General features: G+C 63.7%; 20 protein-coding genes. 2 read left to right on the top strand and 18 right to left on the bottom strand.

Annotated features, from left to right (window positions below):
• Positions 1–18 precede the first annotated feature (18 nt).
• A complete protein-coding gene (locus tag CSQ91_RS03450) occupies positions 19–342 on the top strand; it encodes a tetratricopeptide repeat protein (RefSeq protein WP_099387387.1) in 324 nt (107 codons plus the stop codon).
• Between the two features lie 6 nt (positions 343–348).
• Here CSQ91_RS03450 and bla read toward each other — a convergent pair whose 3' ends face one another.
• The 12 genes from bla to CSQ91_RS03390 all read right to left on the bottom strand — a co-directional run bounded on the left by bla (position 349) and on the right by CSQ91_RS03390 (position 11,575).
• Positions 349–1,290 carry a subclass B3 metallo-beta-lactamase gene (gene bla, locus CSQ91_RS03445; RefSeq protein ID WP_257217205.1) on the bottom strand — a complete coding sequence of 314 codons (942 nt, stop codon included), beginning with the start codon at positions 1,288–1,290 and terminating at the stop codon, positions 349–351.
• Between the two features lie 77 nt (positions 1,291–1,367).
• Entirely contained in the window at positions 1,368–3,125 is a 1,758-nt protein-coding gene (locus tag CSQ91_RS03440; protein ID WP_099387386.1) for a M56 family metallopeptidase, read from the bottom strand.
• Positions 3,122–3,514, bottom strand: coding sequence for a BlaI/MecI/CopY family transcriptional regulator (locus CSQ91_RS03435; protein ID WP_034757543.1), 393 nt, complete (start codon positions 3,512–3,514; stop codon positions 3,122–3,124). The genes CSQ91_RS03440 and CSQ91_RS03435 overlap by 4 nt, the downstream gene beginning before the upstream one ends.
• A gap of 64 nt (positions 3,515–3,578) precedes the next feature.
• On the bottom strand, positions 3,579–5,069 hold the full coding sequence (locus CSQ91_RS03430) for a hypothetical protein (RefSeq protein WP_218963711.1): 1,491 nt from the start codon (positions 5,067–5,069) through the stop codon (positions 3,579–3,581).
• Between the two features lie 104 nt (positions 5,070–5,173).
• Positions 5,174–6,520, bottom strand: a complete 1,347-nt coding sequence (locus CSQ91_RS03425; RefSeq protein WP_099387384.1) for a DUF3422 family protein — start codon at positions 6,518–6,520, stop codon at positions 5,174–5,176.
• 122 nt (positions 6,521–6,642) lie between these two features.
• A complete protein-coding gene (locus CSQ91_RS03420) occupies positions 6,643–7,851 on the bottom strand; it encodes a multidrug effflux MFS transporter (protein WP_099387383.1) in 1,209 nt (402 codons plus the stop codon).
• Positions 7,848–8,504 carry a CerR family C-terminal domain-containing protein gene (locus CSQ91_RS03415; protein ID WP_099387382.1) on the bottom strand — a complete coding sequence of 219 codons (657 nt, stop codon included), beginning with the start codon at positions 8,502–8,504 and terminating at the stop codon, positions 7,848–7,850. Before CSQ91_RS03415 ends, CSQ91_RS03420 begins: the two co-directional genes overlap by 4 nt.
• Before the next feature lie 122 nt (positions 8,505–8,626).
• Positions 8,627–9,103, bottom strand: a complete 477-nt coding sequence (locus tag CSQ91_RS03410; RefSeq protein WP_180278329.1) for a copper chaperone PCu(A)C — start codon at positions 9,101–9,103, stop codon at positions 8,627–8,629.
• 18 nt (positions 9,104–9,121) lie between these two features.
• Positions 9,122–9,718, bottom strand: a complete 597-nt coding sequence (locus tag CSQ91_RS03405) for an SCO family protein (protein ID WP_070279155.1) — start codon at positions 9,716–9,718, stop codon at positions 9,122–9,124.
• A gap of 62 nt (positions 9,719–9,780) precedes the next feature.
• Positions 9,781–10,167 carry a DUF2946 domain-containing protein gene (locus tag CSQ91_RS03400; RefSeq protein ID WP_257217204.1) on the bottom strand — a complete coding sequence of 129 codons (387 nt, stop codon included), beginning with the start codon at positions 10,165–10,167 and terminating at the stop codon, positions 9,781–9,783.
• A gap of 20 nt (positions 10,168–10,187) precedes the next feature.
• The gene (locus CSQ91_RS03395; RefSeq protein WP_092610683.1) at positions 10,188–10,811 is read right to left on the bottom strand and encodes a hypothetical protein; all 624 of its coding nucleotides are present in this window, start codon (positions 10,809–10,811) and stop codon (positions 10,188–10,190) included.
• Positions 10,812–10,873: 62 nt separating this feature from the next.
• Positions 10,874–11,575, bottom strand: coding sequence for a Crp/Fnr family transcriptional regulator (locus CSQ91_RS03390; RefSeq protein WP_099387380.1), 702 nt, complete (start codon positions 11,573–11,575; stop codon positions 10,874–10,876).
• 137 nt (positions 11,576–11,712) lie between these two features.
• On the opposite strand from CSQ91_RS03390, the gene CSQ91_RS03385 reads away from it, so the two are divergent.
• On the top strand, positions 11,713–13,347 hold the full coding sequence (locus tag CSQ91_RS03385) for an acyl-CoA synthetase (RefSeq protein WP_092610677.1): 1,635 nt from the start codon (positions 11,713–11,715) through the stop codon (positions 13,345–13,347).
• Positions 13,348–13,357: 10 nt separating this feature from the next.
• Here CSQ91_RS03385 and CSQ91_RS03380 read toward each other — a convergent pair whose 3' ends face one another.
• The 6 genes from CSQ91_RS03380 to CSQ91_RS03355 all read right to left on the bottom strand — a co-directional run bounded on the left by CSQ91_RS03380 (position 13,358) and on the right by CSQ91_RS03355 (position 22,328).
• A complete protein-coding gene (locus CSQ91_RS03380) occupies positions 13,358–14,773 on the bottom strand; it encodes an MFS transporter (RefSeq protein WP_099387379.1) in 1,416 nt (471 codons plus the stop codon).
• A gap of 73 nt (positions 14,774–14,846) precedes the next feature.
• Complete coding sequence (locus tag CSQ91_RS03375; protein ID WP_099387378.1) at positions 14,847–15,563, bottom strand: ribonuclease T2 family protein; 717 nt, start codon at positions 15,561–15,563, stop codon at positions 14,847–14,849.
• A gap of 70 nt (positions 15,564–15,633) precedes the next feature.
• A complete protein-coding gene (locus CSQ91_RS03370) occupies positions 15,634–16,734 on the bottom strand; it encodes a branched-chain amino acid aminotransferase (RefSeq protein ID WP_092610671.1) in 1,101 nt (366 codons plus the stop codon).
• A 117-nt stretch (positions 16,735–16,851) separates the two neighbouring features.
• Positions 16,852–17,349, bottom strand: a complete 498-nt coding sequence (locus tag CSQ91_RS03365; RefSeq protein WP_099387377.1) for a Fur family transcriptional regulator — start codon at positions 17,347–17,349, stop codon at positions 16,852–16,854.
• A 134-nt stretch (positions 17,350–17,483) separates the two neighbouring features.
• Positions 17,484–19,817, bottom strand: a complete 2,334-nt coding sequence (locus CSQ91_RS03360) for a TonB-dependent receptor (protein WP_257217203.1) — start codon at positions 19,815–19,817, stop codon at positions 17,484–17,486.
• 105 nt (positions 19,818–19,922) lie between these two features.
• Entirely contained in the window at positions 19,923–22,328 is a 2,406-nt protein-coding gene (locus tag CSQ91_RS03355) for a TonB-dependent siderophore receptor (RefSeq protein ID WP_143450935.1), read from the bottom strand.
• Positions 22,329–22,370: the final 42 nt, after the last annotated feature.

The following is a 22,370-nucleotide window of genomic DNA, read 5'->3' as shown; positions in this document are numbered from 1 at the left end:
ATATTGATGAGGCCGGGAATGCGTGAAAATCTGGGAAAACTGCTGGCGCAGGGGCGCGACAACGCCCTGCTGCGCTTTGGCCTGGGCGACGCCTGCCTGAAAGACAATGACTTCGAGCAAGCGGCCTTGCACCTGGCGCAAGCCACCGTGCAGCAGCCCGGCTATTCCGCCGCCTGGAAGCTGCTGGGCAAGGCCTTGCACCAGCTTGACCGGCTGGACGAAGCGCAGGCGGCCTGGACCACGGGCGTGACTGTGGCCCAGCAGCAAGGCGACCTGCAAGCCGTGAAGGAAATGACGGTGTTCCTGAAACGCCTGCAAAAACAGCGGCAGGCGTCAGCGTAAAACCGTTTAATGCGCGTGCGCCGCGCCCTTGGCCTCAAGAGGCAGCGCGACGCCCCGTTCCTTCGCCAGCCGCTTGGCCAGCAAGCCGCCCGCTTCGGCCGCATAGGCGCGGCAAGCATTCGCGTCGATCAGGGGATTGTCCGTGCCGCTGCGCTTGGCTGCCTTGCCCAGCACGTCCGTCGTGCCCGGATGCACGGGGATGATGATGTCGCATGGCAAGGCGGCCACCTTGGCGATGCTCGCTTCGAACGAGGCCGAAATGTCAGGCGTGCCACCCTTGCCCGCGCCTTTGCCTGTATAGCGGAAATCGCCGCTCGCATACGGGTTCAGGCTGTCCGCATACACGACGTCCAGGCAGCGGTCGCCTTCGCACGAGGTCCAGGTCCACGTCGTGCCGCCAGGCGTGTGGCCCGGTGTCATGTGGGCCGTCAAGGTCACTGGGCCGACCTTGACGGTATCGCCCTCGCCCACCAGGCTGACCTTGCGCACCTTGGCCACATGCACGACGGGATTGGCCTGGTATTGCGGATCATCCTTGCCATTGGTGCCGCTTTGCAGCACCGGGGCGGCCGCTGCGCTGGCCATCACGGTGGCGCCGCTGGCCCGCTGCAGCGCGGCAATGCCGCCTGCATGGTCCCAATGGGCATGCGAATTGAGGATGTATTTCACATCCTCGATGCGAAAGCCCAGCGCCTTGATGTTCGCCACGATCAGGGGCGCCGATTGCGGCAGCGCGCCGTCAAGCAGGATATGGCCCTGCGGACTCGTCACCAGCACGGCGGACAAGCCGGCCGTCCCCACGTACCAGCTATTGCCATAGATATTGAACGGCTTGACGGGCGCGTTCCATTCCTTGCAATTATCGCAATCGACAGGTTTATCCTGCATGGGTGCGGGGGTCTTCGCCTGCACCGAACCAGCCGCCATGGTCGCAACCGTAACCAGCATCAACTTCGCCAATAGTGTCATCTTCATCTCCAGAGTGTAAAAAGGTGGGCGCCCGCACTGGCGCGCCCGGGGGGGTATCAATGCATGCGGCCTGGGCTCCCGGCCAGGGTGTCGCGGATGTGTCCGGCGTCGAGCGAGCGCCGCTGCGCGCCGGCGGCGTCCAGCAGCACCACGGTGACGTGCTTGCCGCCGCTGCGCATGCGCATCGTCAGGCAGCTGCCCGCCTCGTTGCTGCTGCCAGTCTTGGACAGCAGAATGTCCCAGCCCTTGCCGCCCACCAGCGGATTGGTGTTGTGCAGGGTGCGCGTCTTGCCATTGACGGCCACGCTCGCTTGCGGGTGGCTGGTGATGCGCGCGATGTCCGGATAGCGCGCGGCCGCCGCGACGATCTTCGCCACCTCGCTGGCCGTGGACGTATTCGCGGGAGAACTGCCGACGGGGTCCGTCAAGGTGGTGCGGCGCAAGCCCAGGTGGCGGATCTTCGCTTGCAACGCTTGCGCAAAGGCAGTGTTGCCGCCGGGATAGGTACGCGCCAGCGCGGCGGCGGCGCGGTTTTCGGACGGTAACAGGGCCAGTTGCAACAGCGCGCCGCGCGACACGGCCACGCCATCGGCCAGCAGGCTGTGGCGCTGCAACGACGCATCGCCATCGGCGCGCACGATGCGCAACTGTTCATCGGGATCGAGCCCCGCATCGAGCACCACCATGGCCGTCATCAGCTTGGTGATCGAGGCGATGGGCACGACGGCGTCCGCATCCTTCGCCATCAACACCTTGCCGCTGGCGTCATCGAATACCAGCATGTGTTTCGCGCTGACGGGCAAGGCCAGCATGCCGGCGGCAGCCTCGGCCAGCGTCGCCCCGTTGACGGCGGGCTTGCCCTGCGTCTGCAGCAGCAGGGTGGAGCAAGCCAGCAGCAAGGCCGGCACGGCCAGTTTCCAGCCGGCCGTATCCAGCCCTGGCGCCATCAGGCGTTCGATGCGCGTGAGCAACGCCCCGCCCCGTGCCGACATCAGCAAGCCGGAATGCTGCGGCGCAGCCGTGTGCAGGGACAGCGCATGCAGCGCCGTGGCCAGCTGCTGCGGGTCTTGCAGCGCTTGCGCGGCCAGGGCATCGGCCACCTGTTCCCGCTCGGCCCGCATGCGCGCCGACAGCCACCAGACGACGGGATGAAAGAACAGCAGCGCCTCGGCCACGCTTTGCAACAGGTTGACCAGGTAATCCCAGCGCCGCACATGCGCCAGTTCATGCGCCAGCAGCGCTTCGAGCAAGGCGACGGGCATGCCGCTCAGCAAGGCGGCGGGCAGCAGGATGACGGGGCGCCAGAAGCCCACGGTGACGGGACTGGCCAGGCCAGCATGCAGCTTCAGCGGCACTGACCGACTGCCGCGCAAGCCCATGCGCAGCGTCAGCGCATCGAGGCGCGCCTGCCAGATGGCGGGGGCCGCCACGGCCTGGCGGCGCAGCTTGCCGACCCAGGCCAGGCCCAGGCACAGGCGCAAGCTCATCAGGCCAACGCCGGCGCTCCAGGCCAGCACCAGGGCCGGCATCCACGCTTGCAGCGCGGCGCGCCAGGCGGGCGGCGCAGCCATCGGCAGCTGGGCCAGTGATGTGCCCGACAGCAGAGACAGCAGGTGGAGAGAGGGAATGCATAGGCACAGCAGCAGCGCCAGCGCGCACACGGCATAGCGCCAGCGCGCGCTGGCGTGGCGCAGCAGCCAGAGCAATACAGCGGAGACGGCGCCGACGATCAAGCCCTGCCAGACAAAATACAGCAAGACCCAGCCCAGCGCAGGGACAAGGTTGCCCAACTCTATGCCCAGGTCCAGGTTCATGGCGCGCCGCCATCCTTGCTGCGCAGGATTTTTTCAATTTCCAGGCGTTCCGCGTCGCTCACGTGCTCGCGCAGCGCCGTCAGCACGAGCGCCTTGCCGGAACCGGAAAATACCTTGCCGATCAAGTCCTTGAGCAAGCTCGTTTGCAGCTTTTCCTGCGCTTCGACGGCGGCATACAGCTGCGGCCGCTGGCTTTCATCGCGGCTCAGCAAGCCCTTGCCATGCATCAATTGCAACTGGCGCAGCACGGTGGCGTAACTGGCGTCGGCACGCTCAGCGGCCAGCGCGTCATACACGGCGCGGGCGTCGGACGGGCCGCGCTGCCACAGGATGCGCAGCAGGTCCAGTTCGGCGGCCGTGGGATGGGGAGTTGAGGTATTTTTTAACATGCCGCTAGAATACCCAGTCTAGAACTCAATGTCTAGAACTTTTTTTCTATACTGCTGGACTGGCCTAGAATTCGCGCAAGCGGTCGAACAGCGCCAGCAAGGCCGCCTCATCGACGAGCGTGGCTCCCTGCCCGCCCAGTTGCTGCCGCAGCTGCGCCAGCAGCTCGGCCAGCACCGTGTAGATTTCCTCGCGCTCGACCGTCTCGATGATGCTCGCGCGCCGCTCGATCTTGTTGAAGGCATCCACATAGGCGGCGACCATCGTTTCCAGCGCGGCGGCGGCCGCCGTCGCCTGCATGGCGGCATCGATGCCGCGCGTCACGGCCAGCATGTTCTTGTAGGCCAGCGCCGCCTTTTTCGCATACGCGGGGGAAATATGCTCGCGGCCGTCCCAATCGCGAAACGGGTTGAGCAGATTCTCCGCCAGCCATTCCGGCTTGCGTGCCTTGGTGACCGACAGGTCCAGTCCCAGCGCCGCCGCTGTCTTGTAGCCGGCCTTGATGGCCTTGGCGACATCCGCTGGCAAGCTGGTCAGCCACAAGGCCGACAGCTTCGGCAATTGCGCGGCCGATGGAAATTCCTCCGCCGTGAAACCGAACAGGTCATAGGCGGTGAACGTCCGCAGCTGGGCCAGCTGCGCAAGGCTGGCCATCTGCGACGCTAGCCCCGGCTTGCCCCAGATGCGCAAGGATGTCAGATGGGGAAAACGCTGCGCCACTTGCGCCAGATCAACGTCCTTCATGCCGATCAGCGACAGGCCGCCCAGCTGGTCGAGGCCGTGGAACGGCGGCAGCGCGTGCGTGCACTGCAGTGTCAGGTGGCGGCCATCCGCGCCATCGTCGATGCGCAGCGCCGGCGATGGCGCGCTGCGCAGCGCGAGCAGGTTCAAGCCTTCGTTCAAGACGAGGCTGGTGACGCCATCGGGCTGCAGGATCAGGCGTTCCAGGCCGCTGCCGCTGAAATCGAGCGCATGCACCGTCGATGATTGCCAGTCCAGCTCATTGATGAAGGGATTGCTCTGGATAAACTCCATCAAGGCTTGCGTGCCGTTGCAAGTCTCGATCGACATCAGGCAAGGCAGTTGTTCCAGCTCGGACACGTCGCCCAGCGCCTGCAAGACGCTGTCATTGATTTTCGTCGCGTCTTGCCGGAAGACATGGCCGCCCAGGGTCACTTCACGCTCGTCCGACGCGGCCTTGAACCGCTGGCGCCGCAGCGGATCGATGCGCTCCCAGTTGCGCTGGCGCAGCACACTGTCGCCCACGTACCAGGCGCTGCGGTAGCTGTTGACTTCCACATCCACCAGCGGCGCGATATTGCCAACGAGCGTATAGCCAGGCGGCACGTTCGCCGTGGCATAGCAGTGATCGTGGCGATTGTTCCAGAAAAAATAATCGCACAGCAGCGGCCGCATGGCTTGCACGGCCGCCGCATCGGGCAAGGCGTCGCCGGTCCAGTCCAACTCCAGCACGGCAGCTACGGGCCTGGACGAGGATGCATCCTTGATGCGGGTGACCTGGCAAGCCACATACTGCTGCAGCTCGGACGAAAACACACTGTAAACATCTCCAACATTCGCTAGCACGCAACTTCCTTTTCAAAACACCTGACGGTCGAATGTTGAAAGATAGCAAAAATGACAGCGCGATGTCGTCCTGTTCAGTCCGCGTGCAGCTTGTGGTGCATGCGACGCAGTCCCAGCCACACGGCGGCCGCCACGAACGGCACCAGCGCGCCGACGAGGATTTCCGGATTCACGGGCAAGCCCAGTACCTTGGCCGCCTTGCCCGTGTAGCTGAACAGACCGATCACATAATAGGAAATGGCGGCTACGGACAAACCTTCCACCGCTTGCTGCAAGCGCAGCTGCTGCGCCGCGCGGGCATTCATCGATTGCAGGATTTGCCGGTTCTGCAATTCCTGCACGATGCCCACGCGCGTGCGCAGCAAGTCATTCGTGTTGGCGATGCGCTGCGCCATCGCTTCCTGGCGGCTGGCCATGGCTTCGCACGTGTTCATGGCGGGCGTCAAACGGCGGTCCATGAATTCCTCGACCGTGGGTATGCCTTCGATGCGCACTTCGCGCAACTCGTCGATGCGCGCCTTGACCAGGCCCATGTAGGCTTTCGACGCGGAAAAACGGTAGCTATTGTCGAGCGACAGCTTTTCAATGCGGGCGGCCAGGCGCGTGATGCGGTCGAGCAAGGCTTGCTCGGCCACGCCCTCGTCGGCCTTGACCAGGCCCGGAGTGTCGTCCGTGTCGACCATGGCGGCGGCCAGGGTCGCCAATTCGTTCTCGATGGCGTTCAAGGATGGCGCCGCCTGCATGGCGTAGGGCAAGCCCAACAAGGCCATCATGCGGTAGGTTTCGATTTCCAGCACGCGCTGCACCAGGCGCCCCGACTGCTGCGAGCGCATGCCCGCATCGCGGATGACGAAACGGCTGAAGCCATCGGACTGGATCGTGAAATCCGTCCACAATTCGCCGCCCTGCAATACCTTGCTGCCGGCCAGGGTATTGCCCTCGAACACGCACGACAAGCCCTGCATGAAGATTTCGGCTGGTTCAGTCGCCTGCTCGAGCACCACGTGCGCCGCCACCATCAGCTTGCCCTTCAAGCCCGCCAGCCATTGCTGCGGCAACTGCGCCAAAGGCATGCGCTCGAACGCCTGCTCCAGGGGCAAGGCCTGGCCCGGATGCTCGGCGAAGGTAAACGTGGCAAATTCCGTGTGGCATTCCCATTTCAGGCGGAAACGGCCGAAGTCGTAATAAAAATACTTGGCTTCGGCGGCGGGCGGCGTGACACCAAAATGCGTGCACAGGGCCGCCAGGGTGGCGTGCTGGGCGGCCATATTCGACACGCCGGGTGCCGCGGCGTCATCGCGGTAGACGGCCAGATGGGTGATCAGCTCGGGGGCGTCGAGCTGCAAAAACGGCCGCGAATGGATTTCCGCGGCCAGCGGCACGCGCAAGGCGTGGTTCAAACTGGAGTTAATCAAGTGCATGATAGCCAAAGGTAAAGTTGCAAAACTGCTTAGACCCGCGCGCGTGCTGCTGTGCCCGCAGCGTGGGTCTGATTGTCACAGTGTAACAAAGCAGGAAGCATGCCTACCTTTTCAAACTCCGCTCATGCCGTTTTGGCAATACTCATCACGCCCTGCGCCGCGTCCTGGCGCGTGCCCAGCCACCAGAAAAACGCGGCCAGCGCCACGGCAGAGGCCTGCCCCAGCGCCAATTTGAACGCACTGTCGAACAACAATGGTGCGACAAAACCGGACACGAGCGCAAACACCAGCATTTGCACGAAGTTTTGCAAGGAGGCAGCCAAGCCCCGCATCTGCGGGAAAATGTCGAGCGTCGACATGGTCATGCCCGGCAAGGCCAGCGACATGCCGAACGCGTACAGCATTACGGGCACGACGGCGAACGGGATGCTGGCCGCGAACCAGTGGTTGTAGGCAATATTGAGCGCGCCCGTGGCCGCCATGGCCAGCAAGCCCCAGCGCACCAGCACGGCGCTTTTCACCGCATGGGCCAGCTTGCCTGACAGCGCCGAGCCGCCCACCAGGCCCGCCACCATGGGGATGAACATCCAGCCGAAGGCCGTTTCTGGCAGGTGCAGCAGTTCCAGGATGAAATGCGGGGCCGAGGCGATGTACAGGGCAAAGCCGCCAAACGCAAAGGCCACGGCCAGCGAACGCAGCAGGAACGCCCGGTGGCGCAAGGCCAGCCAGTAATTGCGCGCGATGTTGCCTGGGTGAAAAGGTTGACGTTGCTCGACGGATAAACTTTCCGGCAAGCCTTTCAGGCAGGCGAGCAACAGCAGCACCGTGACGGAAAAGGTGAACACGAACGTCGATTGCCAGCCATACGCCACGTGCAACCAGCCGCCGATGATGGGCGCGATGGCGGGCGCGATGCCGAACACCATCATGATATTGGCCAGCATCTTCTGTGCGGCCGCGCCCGAGAGGCTGTCGCGCACGATGGCTTGGCCGATGACCCTGCCCGCCCCCGCCGAGGCGCCCTGCATGCCGCGGAAGAACAGCAGCCAGCCAAAGCTGGGGGCAAACGCGGCGCCGATGGAGCCCACGGCAAAGATCAGCAGCGAGGCGAGAATCACGGGACGGCGGCCGAACGAATCGGACAAGGTGCCGTAAAACAAGGTCATGAAGGCATAGGCGGCCAGGTAGACGCTCAGGGTCTGCTGCACCAGTACGCTGCTGACGTCGAAATGCGTGCCGATCGCGGGAAATGACGGCAGGAAGGTATCGGTGGCGAACGGGCCCAGCATGGCCAGCCCGGCCAGCACCAGGGTCAGGTTGCGCGCTTTCATGCGCCCGCCTGCACAGCATATTGGCGGCGCAAGCCGTCGAGGGCCGCCAGCGAGAACGCGGCGACATGCTGCGCAATGCTGGCAGTGCCAGTCTCGTCATAGGTAATTTCCGGTGCCACCAGTTCATGCACGATGCGCGAACGGGCATAGAACACGGCCTGGCCGATCACGCTGAACACGCATTTCTGCAGCACGTCCGCCGGCATGGCCTCGCCCACCACGCCACGGATCAAGCCTGTAAACAGGGCGTGGTGCGCGCGCACATCGCGGTCTGCCAGCATGTGGATGGCGGACGTGGGTTCGATCAATTCGCGCGCCACCAGGCGGCTGAACAGCGAAGCCGCTCCCGGACGCAGCATGTCGAAGACCATCGCTTCTATCGCCAGGCGCAACTGTTCCACGGGCGCCACGGCCGCCGCTGGGCCCGCCTCCGGCGCGGCAGCGGCCGAGGCACGCGCCAGCGCACGCGCATGGTCGAAGGCGGCCAGGTACAGCTCTTCCTTGCCATGAAAATAATAGTTGACCATCGCCACGTTAACGTGGGCCGCCTCGCAGATCCTGCGCACGGACGCGAGCTTGTAGCCTTCGTCGGCAAACAGCTGGACCGCCGCCTGCAGGATGCGCGTGCGCGCCGTTTCGACTTCTTCTGTCATGCCATTCCCATCATTTAAACATCTGTTTAATATTATTCAGCATTGTATCAAACAGCTGTTTAATTTTCAAATGGACGCAAAAAAACCCGGCGAACCGGGCTTTGCAAGGGTATTGCCGTCGCTTAGTGCTTCATCGCCGGCATCGCGGATGACGTCGAGGTGGCGCCCAGCGGACGGGCCACGGCATTGACTTCGATCGTTTCGCGGCGCTTGTCCTCGCCTTCGACGACGAGGGTCAGCGGGATCTTGTCGCCCGCCTTCACCTGCCCTTTGAGTTCCAGCAGCATCACGTGGTAGCCGCCCGGTTTCAGTTCGACGGCTTTGCCGGCTGGCAAGGCGATTTCCTTGACCTGGCGCATGCGCATCATATTGTCCGTCATGCTCATTTCATGGATTTCCGCCACGCCGGCCACGGGCGAGCGCACTTCCAGCAGGCGCATGGCTTTCGGCGCCGTGATCTGCATGAAGGCGCCCGTGGCTTTTTGCTGCGGCACGGTGGCGCGCACCCACGGGTCGGTAATCTGCACGGAAGTCTGGGCAGCGGCGGAGAAGGACAGCACGGCCAGGGCCGTGGCCAGCAGGGTTTTCAAATGGGTCATGATCATTCCTCGGTATGGTTATAAGGTGTATTTCGATTTCATCAGGGTCTTGATATCCTGCACGCACTCGTCGCCCGTCAACTGGTGCTTCAAACCCAGGCGCATGCGTCCTTCGGCATCAAGCACATAGCTGATGGCCGTGTGGTCCATCGTGTAGGAACTGCCGCTCGGCACACGGCGGTAGAAGACCTTGTAATTGAAGGCCGTCTGCGCCGTCGCCTGCGGGTCCGTGCGCAAGCCCAGGAAACTGGGGTCGAAGGCGCGCATGTATTCGCCCAGCAACTCGGGCGTGTCGCGCTCGGGGTCGATGCTGATGAAGATCACTTGCAGCTTATCGGCATCCGGCCCCAGTTTCTGGCGGATTTCCAGCGCGCGCGACAGGGCTGTCGGACACACGTCCGGGCATTGCGTAAAGCCAAAGAAGACCATCACATATTTGCCCTTGAAATCGGCCAGGGTGTAAACCTTGCCGTCGGGGCCGCTCAACTTGAAGTCGGGCTTGTAATCGCCTCCAGTCAAGTCGAGGCCGTTGTAATGGGGTTTCGGCGCGGGTTCGCAAGCGGCAAGCGTGAGCAATCCCGCCGTACCGGCGAGAAGAAAAAGACGACGTTTCATGGCATTCTGGCCCGATGGGCGTAGTGGATACAGTTAAGACGTGGAAGGCGTGACTGGTGTATTCAGGCAGCCAGAGGCGGGCCGCGCGGGCTGGCGGCCAGCCAGGCGAACGGGGCCCGCGGCGCCTGGTAAAACAATGGCGGATACAGGTCGTGGCCCGTGATCACGGGCAACGGAGACAAGGTCGGCGCAGGCAAGGCCACACTACCCGCATGGCTCATGCAGAACGGGCAATGCTCGATGTGGTGCAGCACGGAATCAGTGATGGATTTGGCGGCTGGCGCCAGGTCCGCTTGCGTGTAGACAGCGCCGCTGGCCGAGCAAATCTCGACGGCGGCATTGTTCGCGTTCGCATGCAGCGAAGCAAACGCATACGACAGGGATGGCGACAGCGCATTGAGCAGTATCGCCAGGCAGGCGAACCACATATGCCACTGTTTGCGCTTCAATAATGATCCCATGGCCCCGATTATAACGGAGTCTGGCTATCGCGTTGCGCAGGCGCGCCCGCCTGGCCGCGCAGGAACAGGCTGGGGCGCACGCCCGCCACGTCCACGCAGGCATCGCAAAACGCGGGGATCGAGGCAAAGCCGGAGCCGGCCGCCACTTGCGCCAGGTCGCGCTCGCCGTGCCCGCCATCGGCATCCGCTTGCGCCGCCGTGTGCAGCGCGTGCGCCAGGCGCTGTTCGCGCACCAGGCTGAGCAATGCCTCGCCCTCGGAAAACAGGCGCGCCCTGGCCTTGTGCGGCGTCACTTGCCACAGGGTCGCCAGGCGCGCAGCCGTCCATTTGCCTTGCGGCGTATCAAAGATGTGCTGCGCCAGCGCCTGGCTCCAGCGCTTGCCGCCGCCGTGTCCGCCATCGGGCTCATCGCCTTCCAGCGCCAGGGTGAACACGGCCGGCTTGCCCCGCCCCGGCATCACGTCGCAGGCAAAGCGCAGGAAAGCGGGCACGACGAAACTGTCGCCGCTGGCCAGTTTCTTGGTGGTGATTTCATTGTGCAAGGTCACAAAGCCCTGGCGCACGGTAACGCGCAACCGGAGCGGAAAGCGCAAGCCCAGCAGGTGCAAGGGATGATCGGAAACGAGGGCCATGCGTCAGGTCAAGGTGGTGAACGAGCCGCCAGCATGCCACACATCGCGCGTCCGGTCTGTCATCACAGCGACGCCACGCCATAACGGCGCAAGCCGTCCAGGTCGACGACGCGGATGGACTGGTAGGCGATGCTGATCAGGTTCAGCTCGGCCAGATGGCCCAGCGCCTGGTTCACGCGCTGGCGCGAAATGCCGGTCAGCAAGCCGATTTCTTCCTGCGACAGCTCAAGCACGCTGGACGTGCGCGGGTATAGCATGGGGTGGAACAGTTGCGCAATGGCTTGCGCCACTTGCGCGTCGACGGCCAGCAGGCGCTGGTTCTGGATGGTGGCGATGAATTGGCCCATGCGCTCGTTCAGCTGGCGGATGACGAAGGCATTGAAGGAGAGGCTCTCGGCCAGCAGCAGATGAAACAGGTCCACCGGCACGAGGATGATGCGCGATGCGCGCACGGCCACCACGTCGTAGCGGCGCAGTTCGCGCTTGAGCACGCTGCCCTCGCCGCACCAGCCACCGGCCGGCACGCCGGAAAACGTGGCGCCGCGCCCATCGGCGTTGTAGACGGCCAGCTTGATCAAGCCCGTGTGCACGCCGATCCAGTGCGCCGATGGTTCGCCGCGCCGCGTGATGAAGGCGCCTGCCTCGAAATGCCGGATCACGCTGCCAGCGCGCAACAGGGCCTGATGCCCGGTATCGAGGGCCGTGAACCAGTCGTGGCTGTCGAGTTCGGGCACGGCACGGTCTACACTATCGTTGCTATCCATTTCATCCTTCAGTTGTCACGCGTCACTTGTCACCGCAGTTGTCACTAAGATGACAGTGATTTTCCAGCGCCGGTGCTATGCTAACCGGTATCAATCCCGAAACAGGGAGCTGCAGAATTTTTTACCAGGAGACAAGCATGACAGCTGATTTCAACACCGGCCTCGGCAAAAACAGCGCCAACTACGCCGCCCTCACCCCGCTCGACTATATCGCCAGGGCAGCCGCAGTATATGGCAATCGCCTGGCAATTGCACATGGCGCCGTGCGCCAGACATGGGGCGAAACCTATGCGCGCACGCGCCGCCTCGCCTCCGGCCTCATCAAGCTGGGCGTGGGCACGGGCGACACGGTGGCCGTGATGTTGCCGAACACCCCCGCCATGGTGGAAGCGAGCTTTGGCGTCCCGATGGCCGGCGCCGTCCTCAACGCCCTGAATATCCGCCTCGACCTGGCCTCCCTGACCTTCATGCTGCGCCATGGCCAAGCCAAGGTCTTGCTGGCCGACACGGAATTTGCCGAACTGGCGCGCCAGATGGCGGCGCAGATTCCCGGCTTGCGCGTGATCCAGGTCAACGACGTGCTGGGACCGGAAGTGGAAGCATTTGCCGACCTCGACTACGAAAGCTTGCTGGCCAGCGGCGACCCCGACTATGACTGGCAGCCACCAGCCGACGAGTGGGACGCCATCGCTTTGAACTACACGTCCGGCACCACGGGCGATCCGAAAGGCGTCGTCTACCACCACCGCGGCGCGGCCCTGAACGCCCTGTCAAACATATTAGAGTGGGACATGCCCAAGCATGCCGTGTATTTATGGACATTACCGATGTTCCATTGCAATGGCTGGTGCTTCCCGTGGACCGTGGCCGCGCGGGCCGGCGTCAACGTGTGCCTGCGCAAGTTCGAACCAAAACTCGTGTTCGACCTGATGCGCGAATTGCGCATCACCCACTATTGCGCCGCGCCCATCGTGCATGCAGCGCTGGCCAATGCGCCCGCCAACTGGCGCGACGGAATCGACTGGACCGTGCGCGGCATGGTGGCTGGCGCACCGCCGCCGGCCGCCATGGTGGCGAAGATCGAAGCCATGGGTTTTGACTTGATCCACTCGTATGGCTTGACGGAAGTGTACGGCCCGGCCGCCATCTGCGCCGAGCAGGACGAGTGGGCGGCCTTGAGTCAGGAAGAGCGGGCCGTGCTGAAGTCGCGCCAGGGCGTGCGCTACCACCTGCAAAGCGCCGTGGCCGTGCTGGACCCGGAGACCATGCAGCCGGTGGCGGCCGACGGCGAACAGATCGGCGAGATCATGTTCCGCGGCAATATCTGCATGAAGGGCTATCTGAAAAATGAAAAAGCGACGCAGGAAGCGTTCGCCGGCGGCTGGTTCCACACGGGCGACCTCGGCGTCATGTATCCGGATGGCTATATCAAGCTGAAGGACCGCAGCAAGGACATCATCATTTCCGGCGGAGAAAACATTTCCAGCGTGGAAGTGGAAGACGCGCTGTACCACCATCCGCAGGTGCTGGCCGCCGCCGTCATCGCCCAGCCGGACGAAAAATGGGGCGAGACACCATGCGCCTTCGTCGAGCTGCGCGAAGGCGGCACGGTGACGGAAGCGGAATTGATCGCCTTCTGCAAGAACAACCTGGCCGGATTCAAGGTGCCGAAAGCCATTTATTTCGGCCCCCTGCCCCGCACGTCGACGGGCAAGATCCAGAAGTTCGAACTGCGCAAGCGCATGCAGTCGGACAAGGCCATCGACGTCTGATTTGTACCTGTCAGTCGCGCTTGCCTTGCAACCACGCCGGCTGCGCCACCACCAGGCGCGAGAAGCTGGCAATGCTGGCCACGGCGGCGAAGCCTGCCGCCAGGCACAGCGCATACGTCGTGCCACGCGTGGCGGAAACCGTGAAGCAATACGCGACCAGCGCCGCGCCCGTGGCTTGCCCGATCAGGCGCGACGTGGCCACCACGCCGCTGGCGCCGCCGGCCCGCTCGGGCGGCGCGCTGCCCATGATGGCCTTTAAATTGGGCGCCTGGAAGAAACCGAAACCGATGCCGCACAAGGCCATGCGCCAGCCGATGTCGAACACGCTGGGGTGGGCCGGTATCCACACCAGTGTCAGCAAGCCGCCGGCCAGCGCCGCCAAGCCGATGCCGCCCAGCACGCCCGGCGAATAGCGGTCGCTGAGGCGCCCGGCGACGGGCGCCATCACGGCCACCAGCACGGCCCACGGCGTCATCAAAAAGCCCGTTTCGACGGGCGAACGGCCCAAGGTGACTTCAAAATAAAACGGCAGCGAGACGAAGGCCAGCCCCTGCGCGGCAAACGTGCAGATGGCCGTCAGCGACGACAGCAGGAATAATGGACGGCGAAACAGGTCGATCGGCAGCATCGGGGCTGCGTGCCCCGCTTGGCGGCGCAGCAGCAAAATAAAGAAGATCACTACCGCCACCAGTTCCGGCAGCAAGGTCGACAGGGCCGCGTGATGGGCCGCATCGCCAAACAACAGGATCAGCAAGCCGAAAGCGCCCACGTTGTACAGCGCCGTGCGCGCATCGAGGGTATGCCCGGACAGTCTGGTCGCCGGCAGCATGCGGCTGGCGAGGAAGAAGCCGGCCACGCCCAGCGGCACATTGATGGCGAACAGCCACGGCCACGACGCCGTCGCCAGGATCAAGGAGGCGGCCGTGGGGCCGATGGCGAACGCGACAGCCACCACCAGCGCATTGTTGCCGAACGCGCGTCCCAGCAAGTGTTTAGGGTACAGCGCGCGCAGCAGCGCCGTATTGACGCTCATCATGGCGCTGGCGCCGACGCCCTGGAACAGGCGCGCCACCACCAGTGAGGGCAAGGACCAGGCCAGTGCGCAAGCGAGCGAAGCTAGGGTAAATAAAAACATGCCGGAGATGAATACGCGCCGGTAGCCGGCGATTTCGCCGAGGGCGGAAAACGGCAGCAAGGTCGCCACCATGGCCAGCTGGTACACGTTGACGATCCAGACGGAGGCGGCCGGCGTCGTGTGCAGCTCGCTGGCGATGGCCGGCAAGGCCGTGTTGGCAATCGCCGTATCGAGCGAAGCCATGCCCACGCCGATGGCCAGCGCCAGCATGGCCCATACACGGGCGCCGGGCGGCAAGCCGTCCTCGCCCACCATCACGGCTTGCGTTTGCTGCCGCATAGACTGCTGCATATACTACCTGTTCATCTTGCTGATCCGGACAATACACTAACATGTATGTAAGAAACCTGCAGGAGAGGCCAGCCTACTTCTGGCAGTCGATGACCTTGAAGTCTTTCGAATAACAGATGCGCAACTCGCCCGAATGCTTTTCATAGCCGAGCCAACGGCCCTTCAGTTGCGGGTTATGCTGCTTCATCCACTGGAACAGCTCGTTCTTTGGCATGGTGGAATCCGGCAACTTCAAGGCCTGGAACAGTTCGCGTTCCTTTTCGAAATATTCCTTGGCCGTATCGAAATCGCAGGCACCATGCTTTTCCCATTCACCCTGCAGCAAGGCTTCGCCCGGCTGCATGCACATGTAGGGCAGGATGTCGGACGGCGCCAGCTTCGGCAGATTGCCCTTGCAATAGCGCGGGTGCATGTCCGTCTTGCGCGGCGGCGTCACGGAAATGTCTTCGCAGCTGGCCGGATTGGCCGACTGCGCCCACAAGCCATGCACGATCCAGCCGAACTGGTTGCTCTCGGCGCACTGGAAGGCAGCCTTCTTCGACACTGCGCCACGGCGGCGCTGGCTGTCGCAAAAGCCTGGCGACCACGACAGCGCCAGCATGAAGTAATCGGTGGGCACGTTGGTGCTTTGCTTGTAGCACGTGTTTTTCTCGTCCGACGGCTTGACGTCGTAATCGTAGTAGCTGACATTGCGGGGAATGGCGCAGCTGGCGTCGGCCGCGTGGACGGCGCCGGCAGACAGGCTGAGGAACACGGCGGCCAGCGCGGGCAAGACAGAGCGAATTTTCATCGAGCTTCCTTCAAGATATAAAAACGCCGGCAACTGAGTGCCGGCGCGGTATGGAAATTACACCATCAACTTAGCAAACTTTATGCATCCAGCCGTGCGTATCAGCCGCCGTGCCATGCTGCAAGCCCAGCAGCGCTTCGCGCAGGGCCAGGGTAACGGCGCCATTTTCATTGTTGTTGATGGTCATTTCAAAGCCATTGGCCTTGGCCACGCCCACGGGCGTGATGACGGCGGCCGTGCCGCAGGCGAACACTTCGGTCATGCGGCCCGAGGCGATGTCGTCGCGCCATTGCTGGACGGACAATTTACGCTCTTCCGTCGCATAGCCGAGGTCTTTCGCCATTTCCAGCAGGCTGCGGCGGGTGATGCCAGGCAACAAGGTGCCCGTCAATTCCGGCGTCACGACGGTGACTTTCTCGCCATCCTTGTAAACGAAGAACAAATTCATGCCGCCCATTTCTTCGATGAATTCGCGGTGCACGGCGTCCAGCCACACAACCTGATCGCAGCCCTTCTCTTGCGCTTGCGACTGGGCCATCAGGCTGGCCGCATAGTTACCCGCGCATTTGGCTTCACCGGTGCCGCCCGGCGCGGCGCGCACGAAGTCTTCGCTGATCCACACGGTGACGGGCTTCACGCCTTTCGGGAAGTAGGCGCCGGCTGGCGAGGCGAACAGCACGAACAGGTATTCTTCCGATGGACGCACGCCCAGGTACGGGTCGGTGGCGATCATCAGCGGACGCATGTACAGGCTCTCGCCCGTATTCTTCGGCACCCAGTTGCGGTCTTGCGAGATGAGCGCGTCGCCCGCTTCCAGGAACAGCTCGACAGGAATGGCCGGCATGGCCAGGCGCGCGGCGCTGCGGTTGAAGCGCTCGGCATTCTGTTCCGGACGGAAGGTCTTGATGCTGCCGTCCGGCTGGGCAAACGCTTTATAGCCTTCGAAGATGGCCTGGCCGTAATGCAGGGACGACGCGGACGGGTCCAGCGTCAAAGGGCCGTAGGCCTTCAATTCGCCCTGCTGCCACTTGCCGTCGCGGTAAGGAATCACCACCATGTGGTCGGTGAAGATGCGGCCGAAGGCAGGATTGACCATGCGCGCGGCGCGCTCGGCGTCGGACAGGGGGTGGGCGGATGGGGTGACGACAAGATTCGGTGTGGAAGTGGTCATGGCAGCAGAAGACGAGTCAGGGAGAATAAAGAGATTCCCTATTGTAGCGCCTAATGCGCGCGGCGAGGAGGAGGATGGCCTTGCCGCAATGTTGCGCCGCATCAAAAGGCGGCGCCGTCAGGCGGCCCGCAAGGGCTTGCCCCGCCCCGCTTGCGCTTCCCCGGCGCACTGGCTGCAGCGCATCTGTACGGAAATCACGTTGGCGCCGATGTCCATGCCGTGCGCCACCACCGTCTGGCGCAGCTGTTCCACCAGCGCCGCATCCTGCACCAGCACGCTGCGTTCGCAGACCCTGCACACGAGATAGCAGCTGTCCGTCTCCACCTGGTCGGGCTTGATCAGGTAGCGCGCCTTGTTGCCGCTGGCGCTAGCTTCGCGCTCGCGCAGCAGCAAGCCGGCCAGTTCCATTTCCTTGAGCACGCGGTAAATCGTGCCCAGGCTGACGGCAATGCCGATGTGCAGCAGTTGCTGATAAATGCTTTCCGCATTCATCGCTTGCCGCTGCGTGCCGGCCAGCACTTGCAAGATGCAGATGCGCGCGCTGGTCGGGCGCAGGCGCACGGCGCGCAAACGCTCGAACACGCGGCCATCGCCCTGGTATTGAATGTCTTGCATGGGATTCTCCGCTTGTGCGTTCTGCTCTCCCTACTTTGCCAAGCGAGAACGTCAAAAGGGAACCGGGAAATGAAAAAAAGCGCCGCCCCAATCTGCCGGGTGCGGCGCCTTGTGCTACATCAAACGGGCAAACATCAGAACTTGATGTTGGCCGTCACGGTTGCGGAACGGCCAGGGGCCACGCCAGCATAGTGCGGAGAGGAAACCTTGTCGAAGTACAGCTTGTTCGTCAGGTTCTGGATGTTCAGCTGCAGGGTCACATTGCGGTTGACCACATAGCTGGCCATGGCGTCGAAGCGCGTGTAAGCGGGGGCAAACTTGTTGTTGGCCACGTTCGCATAGACTTTATCGACGTAGTTCACGCCGCCACCCACCGTGATGGCGGGCGTGACCAGGTAGGAGGTCCACAGCGAGGCGCTGTTTTTCGGCGTGGTGGGGAACTGGTTGCCGTTGTACGGCGACGGCGCGTATTGCGTCACGCCATTGATCACGCCATTCGTGACATAGCCATTGTTTTCCACGATGGCGTTCAGGTGGGTGTAGCCGCCAAACACCGACCATTCCTTGGTGATATTGCCGCTCACGCCCAGCTCGATACCCTTGACTTGCTTGTCGCCCACGTTTTGCGTGGTGCCGTCCGGTGCCGTCACGCGCGCATTGCTCATGTCGCTCTGGAAATAGGCGCCGCTCACGGACAGGCGGCCACCCGGCAGCACTTCCCATTTCGTGCCCAGCTCGAAGCTCTTGCTTTCTTGCGGCTTCAGGTTCTGGATGGCGACCGTCAAGCCGTCGATGCCGTCGCCGCCGTCATTGCCCGGTGGCGTGGACGAAGTGCCGTAGGAAATATACACGCTGCTGTTGGTCGATGGCTTGTAGACCAGGCCGGCCTGGTAGCTGGCGAAGGTAGCGTGCACATTGGCGCTGGTGGCGGCGGTGGTCTTGCCGTCGAGCGTGTATTGCGGCGTGTTCAGCGAACTCTTGTAGTCATCCCAGCGGATGCCCACGTTGAGCAGCCATTGCGGCGTGAACTCGATGGTATCGAAACCGTACACGGAACGCGTGTTGGTGACGATGTTCGTGCGTGCCGGCGACACCGTGCGCGTGTAGACCCATGGGTCGTTGGCGTTCGGGTTGAGCAAGGGCGCGCAGTTGTAGCCGGTGGCGGCGCCCGACGTGGGGCAAGTGGTCGACTTGGTGAGGAAATTGTTCGTCCCCGGGCTGAACAGATACGAACTGCGATCCGTTTCCTCGCGGCCGACTTCCAGGCCCACCGTGTAGGTGTGCTTCACGCCGCCGGCCAGGAATTCGCCGCCCAGGCTGGTCGCATTGGCCAGCGCGTCCGTATCGGTCGTGCGCGTGTTGGCGCGGCGCCAGACGGTGCCGTACAGCATGGTGTTGCCCTTGGAATCGTCGGGCTGGGTCCACACGTAGTCGTTGCTGGTCTTGCCGTAACGGGTCACGTTGCGCAAAATCAATTTGTTGCCGAAGTCATGGCGCACGTCGATGGTGCCGATATCGCTCTGCGTGTCGCGGAAATCGCGGTTCACCAGGCCATAGAAGGTGTCGCGCGGCACGTTGACGGACGTGCCATTGCCGTTTTTCGACACGTTGGCGCCCGACGAGAACGGGTTGTTGAACGGCAAGCCGGTGTCTGGCAATTCGCTCGACTGCATGTGGTAGTAGCTGAGGGTCGCCTGCGTGGCCGATTTCAGGCCGAAGGTGATCGATGGCGCGATGCCCCAGCGGTCGCCATTGATGAAGTCGCGGCCGGCAACGTGGGCATCGTGCGCCATCACGTTCAGGCGCACGGCCACGTCGTCGCTGATCACACGGTTCACGTCCGCCGTGGCGCGGCGGTACTTGGCGCTGCCCAGGCCGACGGTGGCGTTGGTGAAATCTTCCGCCTTCGGCGTCTTGCTGATCAGGTTCACGCCGCCGCCTGCGGACGAGCGTCCACCGTAGGCCGAGTTCGGGCCTTTGACGACTTCGATTTGTTCCAGCGCAAAGATTTCACGCGATTGCGAACCCGTGTCGCGGATGCCATCGATATACGTATCCGTTTGCGCGTTGTAGCCGCGGATAAACAGGTTGTCGCCCACGGGGTTGCCGCCTTCGCCGGCGCCGATGGTGATGCCCGGCACGGTACGCAGCGCATCCGTCAGCGAGACGGCGCCCGTTTGCGAAATGATTTCGGCAGGAATCACGGTGACGGATTTCGGCGTGTCCAGCAGCGGCGCCGTCAGCTTGTCGTTGGCCGATTTGACGGGCGCCTGGATCAGGCGGTCAGCCGTGCCCACGACCTTGACTTCCTGCAACTGCTGCGGCTTGTCCGTCGTTTGCGCGTGCAGCGCCAGCGGCATGGCCAGGGTGGCAAACGCGGCCAGGGCCGTGCCATGCATGCGCGGCGTGGAAGTGGTGTGGTGCTTGCGGCTGCGGATGGTAACGCCCGCTTTGTCTTTCGATGTCATCACTATCTTTCAATGTATCGGATGGAATAAATTGGCTGGCTACTGCCCCCGGCAGTTGGCTGGCTCGTTGATTGCTTGGGTACTGCAAACCTGGCGCCTACAAAACTAGAACCGCCACAGCGCCGTCATGCGCAAGGCCCGGGGCGAACCGGGCGCGATGTTGTCGTTGCTGTGGGCGGAGGCGTAATATTTCTTGTTGAATAAATTTTCCACATTCAGCTGCAGCTGAAAATTTCCCTGCGGCTTGAAGTAGACGGCGCCATCGACACGGGTAAAGCCGGGCAATACCACCGTATTCGACACCGAGGCGTACACGGCGCTGCGAGCGATCACGCCCAGGCCGGCGCCCAAGGCGGGCGAAAAATCGTAGCGGTTCCACAGCGACAGGCTGTGCCTGGGCACATGCGCCACCGTGGCGCCCTCCACGGCCGTCGTCGCCTGCGTGGCCGTCAGCACGGCGCGCTGCCACGCATAGCCGCCGGCGATGCTCCAGCCAGCTTGGACCTTGCCATTCACGTCCAGTTCCAGGCCCTCGCTGCGCTGGCCGTCGACCAGCATCGCCCGCGTCGTATCGGCGGGGTCGGTGACGGCCACATTGCTGCGTTCCAGGCGGTACACGGCCGCGCTGGCGGAGAGTAGCGGCGTCACCTCCCATTTGACGCCCAGCTCCACGTTGCGGAAACGCTCCGGCTCGAAGACGGCATTGCTGGGCGTCAACGATGCCAGCTGTTCACCCGCGCGCGGCAGGAACGATTGGCTGACGCTGGCATACAGCGACAGCGCGGGCACGGGCTGGTAAATGAGGGCGGCGCGCGGCGACCACGGCGTATCCGTGCGGGCGATGCGCGCGCCAGTACGCTTGTTGACGAAATCGACGGCAAAGCGCTCGTAGCGCAGGCCGGCAATCGCCTGCCATTGCGGGCTGAAGCGGACCTGGTCCTGCAGGTACAGGGCGGCCGTATCGGCCACGCCATGGTTGTCCGCATCCGTGGCGCTGGGGCGGAAAGTGACGGGCAAGTCCGTCACGGGATGCGATGTAGGCAGGCTGATGTGGGTGACGTTGTCGCCCAGAGTCGTGAAATAGCCGGTGTTGCGCAGATTGTCCGTCGTCTGGCGGCCCAGTTCGCCGCCCGCCGTCAACCGGTGCCGCACGGTCCCGGCCGCCACCGTCCACTCGACGTCCGTCTGGTTGAACAGGTTGCGTCGCCTGGTGGCGCTGTTGTACGCCAGCACGGTCACGTTCTCGCCATCGGCGCTGACGGGGCCGGGAAAGGCGTTCTGGTACAGCTTGTCGTAATCGGCCAGGCGCGTGCGGTTGCGCAGGCTTGCGCCACCGCCCATATCATGTTCGAAGGTCACGCCCAGCGCATCGATATACGCCCACGACGGGCTGCTGCCGGCGATGCCGAAAAACGTGGACGGGTCCGTGTCGAACGGCCGCCCCTGGTACGAAGGCAGGCCCCGGTCCGTCACGCGGTCGTCGCGAAAATGTTCATAGCTGGCTTGCACGGTGGTGCGCGGCGACAGGCGCCAGGCCAGCACGGGATTGATGGCGCTGCGGCGCACCTTGACGCCCTGGCGAAAAGAATCGCTGTTTTCCGCCATGGCATTGACGCGCACGGCGACATCGCCGCCGAAGACCTGTTGCACATCGAGCGCGGCGCGCCGGTTGCGCCAGGCGCCCAGGCTCACGCTCGCTTCACCGTCGTTCGTCCATTGTGGCTGCTTGGTGGCCCGGTTGATGATGCCACCGCCGCCGCCGCGGCCGAAGACCAGGGCGTTCGGCCCCTTGATGGCCTCGACCGCTTCGATATTGTAGAAATCGCGGTAGTACTGCACGTCGTCGCGCATGCCGTCCAGATAAAAATCCGAGGTCGAGCTGTTGCCGCGCATCACCGCCGTATCGCGGTTGCCCTCGCCCGCGGCCATGCCCACTCCCGGCATGTAGCGCATGGCATCGGCCAGGGTGCGCATGTCCTGGTCGCGTATCAATTCGCGGCTCACCACGCTGACGGCCTGCGGCGTGTCATGCAAGGCCGTATCGTTGCGGCTGGCGGCGGAAGAACTGGCGCGGCGGTAGCCATCGTCGCCGCTGCCCTGCACGGTGACGGGCGCCAGCACTTGCAAACCGGCGCCCTCCCTGTCCAGGTCGGCGCGCAGGGGCGTGGGGGCCAGACGCACGATGTAACTTCCGTCCGGCAACTGCACGGCCACGAGGCCCGTGCCTGCCAGCAATTGCTGCAAGCCCTGGCCCGTGGCCACGGTGGCGTTCAAGCCGGCGCTGCGTTTGCCCTGCGTCAAGCCGCCTTCGGCCGACAGCAAGATTCCCGCCTGGCCCGCAAACTGGCGCAGGGCCTGGCCCAGGGGTGCGGCGGCGATGCGGAAGCTGTGCACGGTCTCTTCCGCCGCCGCTGCCATGGCATGCATGGCAGGCACGGCCAGCAGCGCCGCAGCCAGGGACAGCGGCAGCAGACGGCGGGCAAACGGCAGGGAGATGGGGTACGACGACACGGCATTCCTCATTGATGTTGAGCAAGTTACTTCTACCTTGCC

The organism is Janthinobacterium sp. BJB301, assembly GCF_002735685.1.
In the GTDB taxonomy this organism is placed as follows: domain Bacteria; phylum Pseudomonadota; class Gammaproteobacteria; order Burkholderiales; family Burkholderiaceae_D; genus Janthinobacterium; species Janthinobacterium lividum.
This window is presented reverse-complemented; position numbering and strand designations above follow the sequence as displayed.

Bases quoted from the DNA above. Each gene is read 5' to 3' on its own strand.
- bla (WP_257217205.1), bottom strand. From the start codon at position 1,290: ATGCTGGTTACGGTTGCGACCATGGCGGCTGGTTCGGTGCAGGCGAAG.
- CSQ91_RS03420 (WP_099387383.1), bottom strand. From the start codon at position 7,851: ATGAAAGCGCGCAACCTGACCCTGGTGCTGGCCGGGCTGGCCATGCTG.
- CSQ91_RS03440 (WP_099387386.1), bottom strand. From the start codon at position 3,125: ATGAACCTGGACCTGGGCATAGAGTTGGGCAACCTTGTCCCTGCGCTG.
- CSQ91_RS03380 (WP_099387379.1), bottom strand. From the start codon at position 14,773: ATGCAGCAGTCTATGCGGCAGCAAACGCAAGCCGTGATGGTGGGCGAG.
- CSQ91_RS03415 (WP_099387382.1), bottom strand. From the start codon at position 8,504: ATGACAGAAGAAGTCGAAACGGCGCGCACGCGCATCCTGCAGGCGGCG.
- CSQ91_RS03360 (WP_257217203.1), bottom strand. From the start codon at position 19,817: ATGACATCGAAAGACAAAGCGGGCGTTACCATCCGCAGCCGCAAGCAC.
- CSQ91_RS03370 (WP_092610671.1), bottom strand. From the start codon at position 16,734: ATGACCACTTCCACACCGAATCTTGTCGTCACCCCATCCGCCCACCCC.
- CSQ91_RS03365 (WP_099387377.1), bottom strand. From the start codon at position 17,349: ATGCAAGACATTCAATACCAGGGCGATGGCCGCGTGTTCGAGCGTTTG.
- CSQ91_RS03435 (WP_034757543.1), bottom strand. From the start codon at position 3,514: ATGTTAAAAAATACCTCAACTCCCCATCCCACGGCCGCCGAACTGGAC.
- CSQ91_RS03410 (WP_180278329.1), bottom strand. From the start codon at position 9,103: ATGACCCATTTGAAAACCCTGCTGGCCACGGCCCTGGCCGTGCTGTCC.
- CSQ91_RS03385 (WP_092610677.1), top strand. From the start codon at position 11,713: ATGACAGCTGATTTCAACACCGGCCTCGGCAAAAACAGCGCCAACTAC.
- CSQ91_RS03450 (WP_099387387.1), top strand. From the start codon at position 19: ATGCGTGAAAATCTGGGAAAACTGCTGGCGCAGGGGCGCGACAACGCC.
- CSQ91_RS03395 (WP_092610683.1), bottom strand. From the start codon at position 10,811: ATGGCCCTCGTTTCCGATCATCCCTTGCACCTGCTGGGCTTGCGCTTT.
- CSQ91_RS03390 (WP_099387380.1), bottom strand. From the start codon at position 11,575: ATGGATAGCAACGATAGTGTAGACCGTGCCGTGCCCGAACTCGACAGC.
- CSQ91_RS03405 (WP_070279155.1), bottom strand. From the start codon at position 9,718: ATGAAACGTCGTCTTTTTCTTCTCGCCGGTACGGCGGGATTGCTCACG.
- CSQ91_RS03425 (WP_099387384.1), bottom strand. From the start codon at position 6,520: ATGCACTTGATTAACTCCAGTTTGAACCACGCCTTGCGCGTGCCGCTG.
- CSQ91_RS03375 (WP_099387378.1), bottom strand. From the start codon at position 15,563: ATGAAAATTCGCTCTGTCTTGCCCGCGCTGGCCGCCGTGTTCCTCAGC.